General features: G+C 71.3%; 12 protein-coding genes and 2 pseudogenes. 10 read left to right on the forward strand and 4 right to left on the reverse strand.

Translation table 11 applies throughout. The features are described from left to right. Positions 1 to 197: 197 nt before the first annotated feature. The 3 genes and pseudogenes from OG357_RS01930 to OG357_RS01940 form a co-directional block, all read left to right on the forward strand. Positions 198 to 521 (forward strand): annotated as a pseudogene (locus OG357_RS01930) (response regulator); the annotation flags it as partial. A gap of 96 nt (positions 522 to 617) precedes the next feature. Beyond that, positions 618 to 1,835, forward strand: a complete 1,218-nt coding sequence (locus tag OG357_RS01935) for a sensor histidine kinase (protein ID WP_443066788.1) — start codon at positions 618 to 620, stop codon at positions 1,833 to 1,835. Positions 1,836 to 1,973: 138 nt separating this feature from the next. Continuing rightward, complete coding sequence (locus tag OG357_RS01940) at positions 1,974 to 2,279, forward strand: YkvA family protein (protein ID WP_329619413.1); 306 nt, start codon at positions 1,974 to 1,976, stop codon at positions 2,277 to 2,279. 65 nt (positions 2,280 to 2,344) lie between these two features. On the opposite strand, the gene OG357_RS01945 is transcribed toward OG357_RS01940, so the two are convergent. Further along, positions 2,345 to 4,144: an ATP-binding SpoIIE family protein phosphatase gene (locus OG357_RS01945; protein WP_329619414.1), complete on the reverse strand. Its 1,800-nt coding sequence runs from the start codon at positions 4,142 to 4,144 to the stop codon at positions 2,345 to 2,347. 322 nt (positions 4,145 to 4,466) lie between these two features. Here OG357_RS01945 and OG357_RS01950 point away from each other — a divergent pair, with 322 nt between their 5' ends. The 4 genes from OG357_RS01950 to OG357_RS01965 all read left to right on the forward strand — a co-directional run bounded on the left by OG357_RS01950 (position 4,467) and on the right by OG357_RS01965 (position 7,861). Then, positions 4,467 to 5,285 (forward strand): SDR family NAD(P)-dependent oxidoreductase, encoded by an 819-nt coding sequence (locus OG357_RS01950; RefSeq protein ID WP_329619415.1) that lies wholly within the window; start codon positions 4,467 to 4,469, stop codon positions 5,283 to 5,285. 53 nt (positions 5,286 to 5,338) lie between these two features. Continuing rightward, the gene (locus OG357_RS01955; protein WP_329619416.1) at positions 5,339 to 6,685 is read left to right on the forward strand and encodes a nicotinate phosphoribosyltransferase; all 1,347 of its coding nucleotides are present in this window, start codon (positions 5,339 to 5,341) and stop codon (positions 6,683 to 6,685) included. A gap of 139 nt (positions 6,686 to 6,824) precedes the next feature. After that, entirely contained in the window at positions 6,825 to 7,487 is a 663-nt protein-coding gene (locus OG357_RS01960) for a DUF4389 domain-containing protein (protein ID WP_329619417.1), read from the forward strand. A 131-nt stretch (positions 7,488 to 7,618) separates the two neighbouring features. Beyond that, on the forward strand, positions 7,619 to 7,861 hold the full coding sequence (locus OG357_RS01965) for a hypothetical protein (protein ID WP_329619418.1): 243 nt from the start codon (positions 7,619 to 7,621) through the stop codon (positions 7,859 to 7,861). A 141-nt stretch (positions 7,862 to 8,002) separates the two neighbouring features. On the opposite strand, the gene OG357_RS01970 is transcribed toward OG357_RS01965, so the two are convergent. Beyond that, entirely contained in the window at positions 8,003 to 8,203 is a 201-nt protein-coding gene (locus OG357_RS01970; protein WP_329619419.1) for a DUF5988 family protein, read from the reverse strand. A gap of 489 nt (positions 8,204 to 8,692) precedes the next feature. On the opposite strand from OG357_RS01970, the gene OG357_RS01975 reads away from it, so the two are divergent. Further along, the gene (locus OG357_RS01975; RefSeq protein ID WP_329619420.1) at positions 8,693 to 11,374 is read left to right on the forward strand and encodes a SpoIIE family protein phosphatase; all 2,682 of its coding nucleotides are present in this window, start codon (positions 8,693 to 8,695) and stop codon (positions 11,372 to 11,374) included. Positions 11,375 to 11,556: 182 nt separating this feature from the next. On the opposite strand, the gene OG357_RS01980 is transcribed toward OG357_RS01975, so the two are convergent. Continuing rightward, positions 11,557 to 12,285, reverse strand: a complete 729-nt coding sequence (locus OG357_RS01980) for an SMP-30/gluconolactonase/LRE family protein (RefSeq protein WP_329619421.1) — start codon at positions 12,283 to 12,285, stop codon at positions 11,557 to 11,559. Between the two features lie 216 nt (positions 12,286 to 12,501). On the opposite strand from OG357_RS01980, the gene OG357_RS01985 reads away from it, so the two are divergent. Next, positions 12,502 to 13,599, forward strand: coding sequence for a baeRF2 domain-containing protein (locus tag OG357_RS01985; RefSeq protein ID WP_329619422.1), 1,098 nt, complete (start codon positions 12,502 to 12,504; stop codon positions 13,597 to 13,599). A gap of 198 nt (positions 13,600 to 13,797) precedes the next feature. Here the strand turns inward: OG357_RS01985 and OG357_RS01990 are convergent. Then, a pseudogene (locus tag OG357_RS01990) lies at positions 13,798 to 14,040 on the reverse strand (hypothetical protein); the annotation flags it as partial. A 59-nt stretch (positions 14,041 to 14,099) separates the two neighbouring features. Between OG357_RS01990 and OG357_RS01995 the strand changes: the two are divergent. Beyond that, a complete protein-coding gene (locus OG357_RS01995; protein WP_329625465.1) occupies positions 14,100 to 14,648 on the forward strand; it encodes an MFS transporter in 549 nt (182 codons plus the stop codon). Positions 14,649 to 14,763 lie beyond the last annotated feature (115 nt).

Below are 14,763 nucleotides of genomic sequence, written 5' to 3' on the forward strand. Positions count from 1 at the left end.
GGCCGGCGGGTGCCGACCGACGGAAGGGATGCAACCCGTGGTGCCGTTACCTCACTGTTTCCCCGGCCGAACCGTCGCCCTCGAAGAACGCGGTCGACGATCGCTTACAAGGAGGAAACGACCCCGTGGACGACTATGGGCACGAGAAGTCACCGCCCGCCGGACAGGCGGCGGCCCCGAGGGAAGGACGGCAACGGATGCGGCTCCTGGTGGCGGAGGACGAGCGGCTGCTTGCCGACGCGATCGCGGAATGGATCCGGCAGGAAACCCACGCGGTCGACGTCGCCTACGACGGCGCCGCGGCACTGGAGCGGGCCGACGTCAACGACTACGACGTCATCATCCTGGACCGGGACCTGCCCCTGGTGCACGGCGACGACGTCTGCGCCCACCTCGTCGCCTCCGGCAGCCAGGCGCGACTGCTGATGCTGACCGCGGCCGGCGAAGTCACCGACCGCGTGGCCGGTCTCTCCCTCGGTGCGGACGACTACCTGACCAAGCCCTTTGCCTTCCCCGAGCTTCATTGGGGCCGTCCGCCTCACCGTACTCAAGCTGCGCCGCAAACTCGGCGACCCGCCGGTCATCGAAACCCTCACGGGCGTGGGGTACCGGATCCCATGAAGAAGCGCCGCATGGAGAAGCGCTGCATGGAGAAGCGCCGCATCACCCTGCGCGCCCGGCTCACCTTGGTCTACGGCGGCCTGTTCTTCGCCGCCGGCATCGTGCTCCTCGGCGTCACCTACGTCCTGTTCGCCCAGCAGCTCGACCGGGGCGGGGACCTCAGCGTCCATACGGACTCCGGCGGCAGCGCGTCCTCGCCGCAGAACACCCCGTCCGACAGCCTCAATTGGGTAGCCGACGAGCAGAAGAGACTGCACGACGCCGCCACCGCCTCGCTCATCACCCAGGGGGGTCTCGCGCTGACCCTCGTCGGCGGCGTCGCGGCGGGCTTCGGCTGGCTCATCGCCGGGCGGGTACTCGTTCCCCTGCACCGGGTCACCGACACCGCCCGCCGCATCGCCTCCGCGCCCGCCGCCGACCGCGGCCTGCACGAGCGCATCGCGCTCGACGGTCGCGACGACGAGGTGAAGGACCTCGCCGACAGCTTCGATCTCATGGTCGAACGACTCGACCGCTCCTTCGACGGGCAGCGTCGCTTCGTGGCCAACGCTTCGCACGAACTGCGCACCCCGCTGACCGTGGGCCGCGCCCTCGTCGAACTGGCCATGCACCGCAAGACAGCCTCCCCTGACGTGAAACGTCTCGGCGAGGACTTCCTGGAGATCAACGACCGGCACGAGCGTCTCATCAGCGGACTGCTCCTGCTGGCCGGCTCGGAGAACCACATCCCCGATCGGCAGAATGTCGACCTCGCCGACGTGGTCACCCATGTGACCGCCCAGAGAGCCCCCGAAGCCGAGAAGACCGGGATCACCGTGCACGAGGACGCGGGCCCGGCCCCCACCACCGGGGACGCCCTGCTGCTCGAACGGATCGTCCAGAACCTCGTGGAGAACGGCATCCGGCACAACACCGACGACGGCGGATGGGTACAGGTCACAAGCCGCACCCTTGAGGACGGCCGGGCCGAGACCGAGGTGAGCAACACCGGCCCCGAAGTACCGTCCTATGAGCTCCCCACTCTGTTCGAGCCGTTCCGCCGCCTCGACACCGAGCGCCTCGTCACCGCCAAGGGCGCCGGCCTCGGCCTGTCCATCGTCCGCTCGGTCGCCCGCGCCCACGGTGGCGACGTGACCGCCCGCCCCCGGCCCGACGGGGGCCTGACGGTCACCGTGACCCTGCCCCAAGAGAGTCGGCATCGTCCGCAAGGGTGACCGAGCGCACTCACCGAGACCGGGCAGTTGCCGGACCCGTCGCTCCGGCTGGAGGCCGCACGTCCTCCCGACGTCGTAGCCTTGTAACAGCCGCGCACGACCGCACGGCCTTGGACCACTACGGGGCAGGAGAGCAGCATGGACAGCTCCCTCTGGCTCATCGTGGCCGTGGTTCTCGTGCTCGTCGTGGCGGGATTCGCGGCCGTTCTGCTCGTCCGCGTCCTCCGGGCTCGGAGGCTGCTGCTGGACGCCGGTGTCCCGTTGCGGTCCAAGGCCCTGTTCTGGGCAGCGGTGGTCTACACGGTCTCGCCGATCGACCTGATCCCGGACCCGGTCTATCTGGATGACATCGGCGTCCTCTTGGTCGCCCTGCGGGTGTTGCACGCGGCGACCTCCGGGAGCAAGGCGGATCCCAGAGGGCTCCCCGAGGGTTCGAAGGCCTAGGGGAGCGGTCCGGCGGCGTTGTCGCAACCTCTGTGAGTGTCTTGGCGTCGGCGTTCCGGCCGTCCTCAGGAGGGCAGGTTCTGTTCCGCCCACACCACCTTGCCGGTCACGGTGCGGCAGGAACCCCATCGGCGGCACAACATGTTGATGAGCTGGAGACCTCGGCCGCCCTCGTCACTGAGATCCGCGTGCTGGATCTGGGGCAGGTCGGGGCCCGTGTCCGAGACCTCCACGACAAGTCGGTCGCCGCGCAGCAGCCGGAGTCTGCCGGGCCCGTTGCCATAGCGCAGGGCGTTGCCGACGAGTTCGGAGACGACGAGTTCGAAGACGTCGGTGAGCTCCGTCAGATCCCACTCGGCGAGCTGGTCCGTGACCAGGCTCCGGGCGACGGACGCCGCTCGCCCTTCCTGCGGCAACTGCCACTCGCGCAGGTCGGCCGGGGCCTCCGAGACGGCCGTCGCGACGATGAGTACGGCCTCGTCGAAACGGGTGGCATCGGCCGGGGCGCGCTCGATCAAGCCGCCGGCTTCGAGAGCCTCGGATGCCAGGCCGCACGCCGTGGAGCGCAGACACTCCAACTGGTGGTCGATGTCCGCACGCCGGGACTTGACGAGCCCGTCCGTGTACATGACCAGGTTGCCGCCCCTCGGCACTTTGACACGGATCGGGTCGTACGGGATCACTCCGGCCCCGAGCGGTGCGCCGACGGGTACGTCCACGAACTCGGCGGAGCCGTGTCCGTCAAGGAACAGCGGCGGCAGGTGCCCGGCGCTGGCCAGCGTGTAGGTGGAGTCGGCCGGGTCGAACACGGCGCAGAGGAAGGTGGCGACCTGCTCGTCCTCCAGGTCACGCGTGGCGAGGTCGAGCCGGGCCAGGACGCGCTCCGGAGCCATGTCCAGGGTCATCAGGGTGCGGGCCACCGTCCGCAGCCGCCCCATTGTGGCGGCCGCGGGCAGCCCGTGGCCCATGACGTCACCCACCATGAGGGCCGTACGTCCGCCGGGCAGGGCCATGATGTCGTACCAGTCCCCACCCACGCCGTGGTGGGCCGTCGAGGGCGCGTACTCGGCGTGCACGCGCAGCCCGGGCGTCACCGGGGTCGCGCGCGGCAGCAGTGCGCGTTGCAACGAGACGACGTGCTCGCGCTCGCGCCCGTACAGCCGGGCGTTGTCGATGTAGACGGCGGCCTGGGAGGCCAGATGTTCCGCCAGTGCGAGGTCGGTGGAGGAGAACGGTGGTGCTCCGCGGCCGCGGACGAAGTCCGCGCTGCCGAGCAGCAGCCCGCGGGCGATCAGCGGCACGGCGAGATAGCTGTGCACTCCGGCGGCTCGCATCTTCGCCGCGGCGCTCTCCGTCGGCGCGACCTTGATGAAGTCGTCGCTCCGCATACGGCTCACCAGCACCGGCCTGCCCTGTCGCAGACAGTAGCGGTGGAGCAGCGTCTCGTGCGCCTCTTCGGCGCGGACGAAGGTCTCGCCCACCGGAGTGGGCTCCAGGGAGGACAGCTCCTCGACGCAGCACAGCGCGGTGGCCCGCATGAGCGGGACACCCGTACCCGTCCACTGTGCGCCCTCGTCGCCCCGCAGGACACTGTCCAGGATGTCGACGGCGGCGCCGTCGGCAAAGCGGGGCACGGTGAACTCGGCCAGCTCTTGGGCCGTGCGTTCCAGGTCGAGGGTGGTGCCGATCCTGGAACCGGCGGAGTTCAGCCAAGCGAGCCGACCTCGCGTGGTGAGCCGGTCGAGCGGGACCTCGCCGCCACCCCGGGCGAGTCGTCTGCGGGCTCCGGCCGAGCGGTGCGCCGCGGCACCCTTTCCGGCCGAAGCGCGGGCGGCCAGGCGCCGTCTTCCCTCGCCGCCGTTCATTCTTTCGACCTCCAGAACAGGAACTCGACCACTGTTGGTGCTCAGCATGCACCCTTTTTCGGCCGATCGGCCGCCTTCCGGCCGGGAACTCGGCCGGTACGGCGCGCAGGGGGAGGAAGCCGTCCTCGGGAGCCAGGCGCGCCTACGGGAACGGGACCCTCCGGTCCTCGGGCTTCCGCTCGCGGTACCAAGCGCTCCCCCAGCGATTCCGGAAAGTGATCGGGGCCGGCGCTGGTTCGCCGGCCGGCCCGGCCCCGGGGCGGCACGCGCCTAAGATCACCGGGACGGCGGAGGCGGACGAGACACGGGAGAGGCGGCGGACATGGCGAACGAGCGCGTGTACCTGGTGACGGGGGGCGGAACGGGGATCGGGGCGGCGACCGCGCAGTCATTGGCCCGGGCGGGACACAAGGTGGCGGTGTCCGGGCGCCGCCCCGAGCCGCTGCGGCTGGTCGCCGAGGAGACCGGCGCTCTGCCCGTACCGTCGGACATCGGGGACCCCGCCGCGGTGGTTTCGCTGGTCGAGACGGTGGTCGGCACGTACGGGCGGCTCGACGGTCTGGTGCTCAACGCCGGCATCGGGCGGGGCGGCGGGGTGGGCGAGGTGACCCTGGAGGACTGGGACGAGGTCATGCGGACCAACCTCACCGGTCCGTTCCTGCTGCTGCGCGCCGCGCTCCCGCACCTGCTCGACGCCCGCGGCGCGGTGGTCGCCGTGGCCTCGGTGTCCGCCCTGCGCAACGGCGTCGGCAACGCCGCCTACGCCACCTCCAAGGCGGCGCTGCTCCAGCTGTGCCGCTCACTCGCGGTCGACTACGGCGGCGCGGGGTTGCGCGCCAACACCGTGTGCCCGAGCTGGGTGCGCACCGACATGGCGGACCGCCGAATGACCCGGTTCGCCGACGAGGCGGGCCTGGCCGGGAACAGTCTGGAAGCGGCGTACGAGGAGGTGACCCGGGTCCTGCCCGCCGGGCGGCCCGGTGAGCCGCACGAGGTCGCGGAGGCCATCGCCTGGCTGCTGTCGCCCGCCGCCTCGTTCGTGAACGGCGCGACGCTCACCGTCGACGGCGGCGCGACCGCACTCGACCCGGGCACCCTCGGCTTCGAGTTCCGGCTGGAGCCACGCGCGCCGCGGGCCTGACCGTGTCCGGCGTTCCCGATGCGGTTCGCGGATCCGCCACGCATGCTCGAAGCATGTCCCAGGTGACCACCACCGACCTGTACGAGGTCACGATGGCGCTCTCGTACCTGCGGGAGGACATGCGCGCACCGGCCACCTTCAGTCTCTTCGTGCGCGACCTCCCACCGGGGCGCGGATTCCTCGTCGCCGCGGGACTCGAACCGGCCCTGGACTACCTTTCCCGCTTCCGGGTGAGCGGCTCCGACGTCGAGGAGTTCGCGGAGACGTTGCGGCGGCCCGTGGAGGACCTCGCGCCGCTCCGTGGTCTGTCCTTCGACGGTCAGGTCCGTGCGGTGCCCGAAGGCCGGCTCGTGTTCGCCGGAGAGCCGCTCCTGGAGGTCACCGCACCGCTGCCACAGGCCCAGCTCGTGGAGACGTATCTGCTGTCGCTCGTCTGTCATCAGACGGCGGTCGCCTCGAAGGCGGCCCGGTGCGTGCTCGCAGGCGCCGGCCGGCCCCTGGTGGACTTCTCCCTACGCCGCTCCCACGGTCCGGAGGCGGGCATCCAGGCGGCCCGCCTGTGCTCACTGGTGGGCTTCGCCGGTACGAGCAACGTCGCCGCCGCGCGCCGGTACGGCATCCCGGTGGCGGGCACCATGGCCCACTCGTACATCGAGGCCTTCGCCTCGGAGGAGGACGCCTTCCGTGCCTTCGCCCGCACGCATCCGGGCCCGGTGACCTTCCTCGTCGACACCTACGACACCGATCGCGGCGTCGCGACGGCCGCACGCGTGCTCGCGGACCTCGGGCTCGGCCCGGAGTGCGGGATCCGTCTCGACAGCGGCGACCTGGGCGCCCAGGCCCACCGGGCCCGTGCCGCCCTCGACGCGGCGGGGCTGCGGGACGTGCGGATCATCGCGAGCGGCGGTCTGGACGAGTACGGCGTCGACCGGCTCGTACGGGAAGGGGCGCCGATCGACGCGTACGCCGTGGGAACGAAGGTCGGCACGGCCGCCGACGCCCCGTACCTGGACGCGGCCTACAAGCTGGTCGAGTACGACGGCCGGCCCGTCATGAAGCTCTCGGCGGCGAGGGTGACCGCTCCGGCCCCGAAGCAGGTCTTCCGCGATCCCGGCCTCAACGACGTCATAGGCCTGACGAACGAGGAGCCGCCCGAGGGCACGGAACCGCTGCTGCGGACCGTGATGCGCGGCGGGCTCCGCACGGAACCGCCCGCCACCCTGACGGCCTCCCGCACCCGCTTCGAGAGCGACATCGCCGCGCTACCGGAGGCTGCCCGGCGCATCGAGGACCCGGTGCCGCCGGTGCCCGTGGCGTCGACCCGGCTCGCCGCCCTCACGACCGTCGTACGCCACCGTACCGAGGCGCAGACCGGCCCCGGGCGGACGGCGCCCGCCTGACGTGGTTCGCGGCCTACGTCGATGACCACGGACGAGTCCCGGTCCCGGAGGGCCGAGGCAGCGAAAACGGGCGATCCTGAGAGGTGGGAGGCGTTGGACGCACGTATGCGCGGCACGACCCGGCAAGGAAGTGACGATCATGGAAACCCAGCGCGGTTCCTACCCTCCGGTGACGGTGACGGCCGCACTCGACAAGCCGCTCTCCCGCTGGCTGTGGCTGGTCAAGTGGATCCTGGCGATCCCGCACTGGATCGTGTTGTTCTTCCTCTGGATCGCCTTCCTCGTCGTCACCGTGATCGCGTTCTTCGCCATCCTCTTCACCGAGCGGTTCCCACGAGGTCTGTTCGACTTCAACCTCGGCGTGCTCCGCTGGTCCTGGCGCGTCTCGTACTACTCGTACGGCGCACTCGGCACCGACCGCTACCCGCCCTTCAGCCTCGGCCCCGAGCCTGACTACCCGGCCCGGCTCGACATCGCCTACCCGGAGCGGCTTTCCCGCTCGATGGTCCTGGTCAAGTGGTGGTTGCTCGCCATCCCTCACTACCTCGTGATCGCCTTCTTCACCGGCGGCATGCGCGCCACCGGCTGGTGGAGCGGCGGCCTGATCACGCTCCTCGCGCTCATCGCGGGCTTCGCCGTGACCTTCACCGAACGGTATCCGCGCGATCTGTTCGCCCTGGTCGTCGGGCTGAACCGCTGGGTGCTCCGTGTCGCCGCCTACGCGAGCCTCATGACGGACGCCTACCCGCCCTTCCGCCTCGACCAGGGCGGCGAAGAGCCGGTCGCTCAGGAAGCGCGCTGACGCCGGCCCGAAAGCGCTACGTGCGAGCAAGAACGGGTTCGAGAACACTCCGATGTCGCGGAGCGCCGCGTGATCGGTCCGGGCCGCGAAGGTGGTACAGACCTGGCAGGTATGCCGATGCCGGCGCTGCCGTGACCAAGATCCGCATGCTTCACTTGCCGAAGTTGCCCCGACTGCAAGGGAGCGTCTCGTTGGATCGGAACCCCACCTGTTGCTTCTGCTGGCTGATCGTCGACCTCGAACAGGACGGGGAGGCGCAGGAGCTCCGGCTGGGCCTGGCGCACTCAAGTGAGGTGCGGCAGCTGGTCTACTCTCATTCAAGCTGCCTGCGCGAGCGCATCCACCCGCACATGGACCTGTGGTGGGAGTTTTGACCAGGGCGAGGGACAGGATCCGTTCGGGGTGATGCACCGCGAGCTGCGCTCCGATGGCTCCGCCCAAGGAGATGCCAGCGTGGTGCTGCCCGGTGGCGTGATCCGAGTCCACGGCACCAGTCACGGCGTGGTCTGGCCGACCTACTCGGCGATCTCCGTACGCTCCCACCATTCGTACACCCGTAGGGTTCCCTCCGCGGTGTCGTGCCGGCGTTCGGTCTCCCTGAAGTGCTCGTATCCACCGAGGTGCGGGATCTTCACGTCCTCGCCGGGAATCTCGACCGTGACGATCCGCTCGGTGAGGTCGTCCGGCCCGCCGTCCAGCAATACCTTGTGCGCCATGGCACCAGTGTCACCACCCTCGGTGCGCATCGCACCCGGGAGGCGTCCACCGGGCCTACGCCTACAGCCGCTGAAGTGGGTGCCTGGAATCACCGGTCGCAGGCGGCCGGTCCGGCGGCCGCCGGCTCCTGCATCAGGCCGGTGCTGCGGGCCTCCGCGGCGTCGAACTCCTCCCCGATGAGGAGCCGGCCCAGGGCGTTGCCCCACCCCGTTCGCTGGGGGAGCGGAACGTGGCCCCGCCCCAGAGGTTGATGTCATGGGGACCTCGTGTCGACCACGTCAAACCGCCGGTGAAGTGGTCACCGTCGGCGAACAGCACCCCGCCCCACAGAGCGTACGCGGCCGACAGCTCGCTGATCATCTGCTCCGTGAAGGCGTTGCGCTTGGCGGGGCGGTTCAGGCCGATCAGCAGTACGTGCCCGTGGGGCGGTCCGTTCCATGCCCGGCCGCCTGCTCGCCCGCCGTTCGGGCCGGTGCTAGACATGGACTATGGCCGGATTCCTCGGCCGCCTGCGCTCCGCGTTGAGCGTCCGCACCGTCGCCCGCCAGGTCTTCTCCCTCCAGGCGGCGATCGTGGTGCTCCTCGTCGTCGCCGCTGTGGTTGCTCTCGTACTGCAGTCGCGGGCCGACAGTGAGCGGGAAGCGCGCAACCGGTCCCTCGCCGTGGCCGAGACCTTCGCCAGCGCGCCGGGCATCGAGGAGGCCCTGGCCGGTCCCGACCCGACCGCGGCGCTCCAGCAACGCGCCGAAGAAGCGCGAAAGGGGTCCGCCGTGGACTTCGTCGTGGTGATGACCACGGACGGGATCCGCATCACCCACCCCGATCCGGCACAGATCGGAAAGCACTACATCGGCACGATCGGCCCTGCGGCAGCAGGCGGGATCGTCAGGGAGACCGTGACCGGCACCCTCGGCCCTTCCACCCGCGCCGTGGTCCCCGTGACCGACGCCGAGGGCGACGTGATCGCTCTGGTGTCCGCCGGGGTCACACTCGAAGCCGTGAGCGGAGTCGTCGATCACCAGCTGCCTCTGCTGCTCGGTGCCGCGGCGGCCGCGCTGGCAGTCGCCACCTTCGGTACCGCTCTGGTCGGCAGGCGGCTGCGCCGCCAGACCCACGGCCTGGGGCCCGCCGAGATGACCCGCATGTACGAGCACCACGACGCGGTGCTGCACGCCGTACGCGAGGGCGTTCTGATCCTCGACGGCGACGGTCGGCTGGCGCTGGCCAACGACGAGGCGCGCAGGCTGCTCGGCCTGAGCCCGGACGCGGAGGGGCTCCTCGCCCGCGAGCTGGGCCTCGCCCCGGACATCGCCCAGCTGTTGGCTTCCGGGCTCTCGGCCACCGACGAGGTGCACCTGGCCGGGGACCGGCTGCTGGCCGTCAGCCAGCGGCCGACCGACCCCGGAGGCGGGCCGTCCGGCTGTGTCGCGACGCTGCGGGACACCACCGAGCTACAGGCCGTCACCGGCCGGGCCGATGTGGCGCAGGAACGCCTGAAGCTGCTGTTCGACGCCGGATGGGAGATCGGTACCAGCCTCGACGTCGAGCGGACCTCCCAGGAGCTGGCGGACTTCGCCGTCCCCCGGTTCGCCGATTTCGTCACCGTCGACCTGGCCGACCCGGTCCTGCGGGGCGAGGAACCGCCGAGGGGCGGTGCGGAGATGCGCCGTGTCGCGTTCCGCGGTATCCGGGACGACACACCGCTGTACCCGCCCGGAAGACTGATCCGATTCGTCCCGTCCACCCCGCAGAGCCTCGGCTACGGCTCGGGCGAGACGGTCCTGGAGGCGGACATGACCGCCTTCTCCGGCTGGCAGGCTCAAGACCCCGAACGGGCCCGGGGACTTGTCGAGGCCGGCATCCATTCGATGATCGCGGCTCCGCTGCGCGCCCGCGGAGTCATCCTGGGTGTCGTCACGTTCTGGCGGTCGCGCAAGCCCGAGCCGTTCGAGCAAGACGATGTGACGCTCGCCGAGGAACTCGCCGCCCGTGCGGCGGTCACCATCGACAACGCCCGGCGCTACACGCACGAGCACACCATGGCGGTCGCCCTGCAGCGCAGCCTGCTCCCCCGCGCCCTGCCGGAGCAGAACGCGCTCGACGTGGCCCACCGTTACCTGCCCGCGCAAGCGGGCAGCGGCGGTGTCGGCGGGGACTGGTTCGACGTCATCCCGCTGCCCGGCGCCCGCGTCGCCCTCGTCGTGGGGGACGTGGTCGGCCACGGGCTGCACGCCGCCGCCACTATGGGCCGGCTGCGCACCGCGGTCCACAACTTCTCCTCCCTGGACATGTCGCCTGACGAACTCCTGTGGCACCTCGACGAACTGGTCACTCGGATCGACCAGGACGAGAGCGGCGACGGCGACGTCGCGCCGGTCACGGGCGCCACCTGCCTGTACGCGCTCTACGATCCGGGCTCCCAGCTGTGCACGATGGCCCGCGCCGGCCACCACGAGCCCGCCATCGTGCGCCCCGACGGCAGCGCGGCGTTTGCCGCCGTACCGGGCGGCCCACCCCTCGGGCTCTCCGGACTCCCCTTCGAGACCGCCGAGATACGGCTCCCCGAGGGCAGCAGCCTCGTGCTCTACACCGACGGTCTCGTGGAGGACCGCACCCGCGACATCGACGAAGGGCTGGAACTGCTGCGGCGCACTCTGGCTCACCCGGGCCGCACGCCCGAGCAGACCTGCAGCGCGGTTCTGGACGCGTTGCTGCCCGAGCAGCCCTCGGACGACATCGCACTGGTGGTCGCCCGCACACGTGCGCTCGACAGCGCCCGTACAGCCGCCTGGGACGTCGCGTCCGATCCGTCGGCCGTCGGCCAGGTTCGAGCCGCCGTCACCCGCACGCTGGCCGAATGGGGTCTGGAGGAGGAGTCGTTCACCACCGAGCTGATCCTCAGCGAGCTTGTCACCAACGCCATCCGCTACGCCGCCGAGCCCGTCCGCGTACGTCTGATCCGCGACCGGGCCCTGATCTGCGAGGTCTCGGACGGCAGCAGCACCGCTCCGCACCTGCGGCGCGCGGCGACCACCGACGAGGGCGGACGGGGACTGTTCCTGGTGGCCCAGTTCGCCGACCGCTGGGGCACCCGCTACACCGCGGACGGGAAGGTCATCTGGACCGAACAGCCGCTTCTCACCGACACATCGGACAACGACCGGCGGTGATCGGTGACGCCTACGGCCGTCGGCCGCTCCGGCTCCCCACGTCGGCCTGCCTGTTCAGGCACCCGCGTCAGCTGTCGATCGCTGGGTCGTCCAAGCGGGGGGCTACCCCCGGGAGTTCTGTGGCAGGCCCCTGCATCCGCACCGCCGACCGCGTGCCTGTCCGGTCACCGCTCTGCCCGGCCTCACGGGATCTCGTAGATTCCCCCGTCGACCCCCGCCCGGTAGAGCCGGCCCGCCGAGAAGCCGCGGTCGCCCTGCCCGTACGTGATCTGGGTGGAGAGGGGCAGTCCCGACGCGACGACGCAGAAGGTGCCGCCCTCGGCCCGCCAGATCTGGCCCGCCGTGTGGGTGGCGATCAGAGGCCGGCCGCGGGCGTCGAGGGTGAGGCCGTCGGGGAGGGCGAGGGTGTCGGTCCCCTCGGTGGAGATCCAGCGCTGCGGGTGCCCGGGATCGGCCACGGGGATGCGGTAGAGGCCGGGGGCGACGGTGGTCCGGACGACGTACACCTGACTCCCGTCCGGTGAGACGGCGATGCCGTTGGGCTGCGCCACGCGCGCCCAGTCGTGGTCGACCCGGCGGTCAGGCGTGACGCGGCCGATGGTCCGGCCGCCCAGCGTGGTCGTGTACACCGTGCCGTCGGGCGCGAGAGCGACGCCGCCGATGCCGCCGAGCCCCGAGGCGTACGTGCTCACCGCGCCTGAATCCGGGTCCACCAGCAGAAGCTTCGACACCGGGAGGACGTCTCCCGTGAGCGAGTGAAGGAGGTCGTTGCCGGTGCCCACGAGCAGTCGCCCGTCCTCGCGCACGACGATCCCGCCGTTCGCGCCGATGCCTCCGGTGATCGGGACCGGGGTGACGCCCGGGGCGTCGATGCGGTAGACCCGGCCGGAGTGAAGGGCGGTCGCGAACATCCGGCCCCTCGTGTCCTGCCTGCATCAGCCCGTGCCCGAGACCGGTGTACGGCGCTACGTCCCCACGCGACCCGGCTGTCATCACCGCTACCCTCATGGCCGCAGTAACCCGCCCGTCGGCGATCGACGGCGTCTGGTGCACCGGATGCCGTGAGTGCCTCCGACGACTGGTCTCGGGCATCATCGAAGGTGGGGGGACCGTCGACGGGAGTGGCGATGAGGTTGTCGTTCCTTGAGCCCCTCTACGCAGATCCGGGCCCGTACGCCTCCGTGTATCTGGACACCTCCCGGGACGTCGAGCATCCCGAGCGGGCGATCGCGCTGCGCTGGGGGCGGCTGAGGGAGAGCTTGTCCCGTCAGGGCGCGGACCGGGCGCTGACGAACGCACTGGAGGAGGCGGTCGGCGCCGACGCAGAGGTTCCGGGGGTGCACGGGCAGGCCATCTTCGCCGCCCACGGCACGCTCGTCCTGGACGGGGAGCTTCCCAAGCCGCCCGAGCACGACTCCGCGAGGTACAGCACCCTGCCGGACGCCATGCCCCTGGTCACCCAACACGTTCCGGAGATCCCGTACATGGCCGTGGTCGTCCACTACGGCGGCCTGCCGACCGCCGAGACCCACGGCTGGGTGGCGCTGGAGGCGGAGACCGGGACCTGGCCCATGTCCACCGTCACCCCGGGTGAGCGGCTGCACCGCAGGGTCGCGGTGGCGACCTGGCACCGCACCTGCGTCCGGCTCGGCCACCGGCTGGACGAACGGGCGCGGCGCGCCCATGCCGACGCCGTCGTCGTGGGCGGGGACGAGTGGGCGTGCAACGTACTGATCCACCGCCTGCCGCACACCCTGCGGGACAAGATCGTACGCGTGGGCGGCCCGACCCCCACCCACACCGGACGCGCCCTGTTGGAGCCGCAGCTCGACGACGTCTTCCGCGGCCGCATGGCCGCGCACGACCGGGAGCTCGTGGACATCTTCATCGGTCGGCGTGCCCTGAACGGGCCCGTGGCGGAGGGTCTGGCCGCCACCGTCGCCGCCCTCCAGCGGGGCCAGGTGGCAGCACTGCTGCTGAACCGGCCGCCCGGGTTCTCACCACAGCTCTGGGTGGGCTCCCAGCCCACGCAGCTCGCCCTGACCGAGGCGGAGCTGACGTCCTTCGGCGTGCGGGCCCCACGCGAGGAACGCGCCGACGAGGCCCTCGTCCGGGCCCTCGTCGGTACCCGTGCCGAGCTGGTCGTCGTACCGGAGAGCGAGCTGAGTCTGTACGAGGGCGTGGGCGCCTTGCTGCGGTACGCCGACCCCGGAATCCCGTCCTGACGCCGACGTGCCCCCGCTTCCCGGATCACGGGGCGTCCCTTCCGCCCGACCGCCCCGGATCGAACGCGCGATGACAGGGACCGTGGCTCCGTACGACGCTGTCATCGTCTGCGCGGCCTGCCCGCAGTCGCCGGATCCACCGGTGGAACTGTACGAGCGGCGGACGAGCGGCCTGGTACACCGCACGGCCAGCTCCCTGCCCCTCAGCGCACGGTGCACGGCCTCGGTGCCCGGGTGGCCGTGCAAAGGCAGCGGCTCTGACAGCGCGTACAGCCGGAAGACGTAGCGGTGCGGCCCATGCCCCGGTGGCGGCGGCGCACGATGCCTGAGCACGGTGGGCGGTGGCAGCCCGTCGTGCTGTGACACCGCGTGTGCGTGCGAGGGCCCGGGGCGTAGGCGGTGGCGAGCCACGCTGCCAGGCCGTGTCCGACAAATGATCACTGCGCGGGGAACCGACCGCCGCCCCGTCGGACTACCGGCTGCTGTGGACGCAGCGCCTGCTGGTCAGCACGGGCTTCGCCCTCATCGCGGCCTACACGCTCTACTACACCAAGACCCGGCTGGGGCTCTCCACCGACGAGGCGACAGCGATCGTCGGCCTGACCATGATCATCACCACCATGCTGTCCGGTGTCGCCGCCTACGTCAGCGGCCGATGGTCCGCACGGATCGGTCGCGGCCGCCCGTTCGTCCTGTGGGCGACCGTGCTGCTGGGCGCGACCCTGCTGCTCAAGGCCGTCGCCACCAGCCTCACCGTCGTGATCGTGGCCGCCGTACTGACCGGCCTTGCCACGGGCGTCTACTACGCCGTCGACCTGGCCATGGTCACCCGCGTACTGCCCGCTCCATGCGACACCGGTCGCTACCTGGGCCTCTTCGCCATGGCCAAGAACCTCCCGTACACCCTCGCGCCCGCGCTCGCCCCGCTCGTCCTGTCCGTCGGCGACGACCCGTTCAGCGGCGGCAAGAACTACCTCCTTCTGTTCGGCCTCTGCGGCGTGGTCACGCTCGCCGCGGCGCCGATGGTGCGCAGGATCTCCCAGCCCTGACCCTGCCCGCCCGCCCGCACGGAATCGGGTTCACCGCTGAGCCTCCCGCACGGGACCGGCCACTGCCGATCCGGTGCCGACCTCCACGTACGTCACACGCGCCCCTCCTGCTGCC

The organism is Streptomyces sp. NBC_01255, assembly GCF_036226445.1.
In the GTDB taxonomy this organism is placed as follows: Bacteria; Actinomycetota; Actinomycetes; order Streptomycetales; family Streptomycetaceae; genus Streptomyces.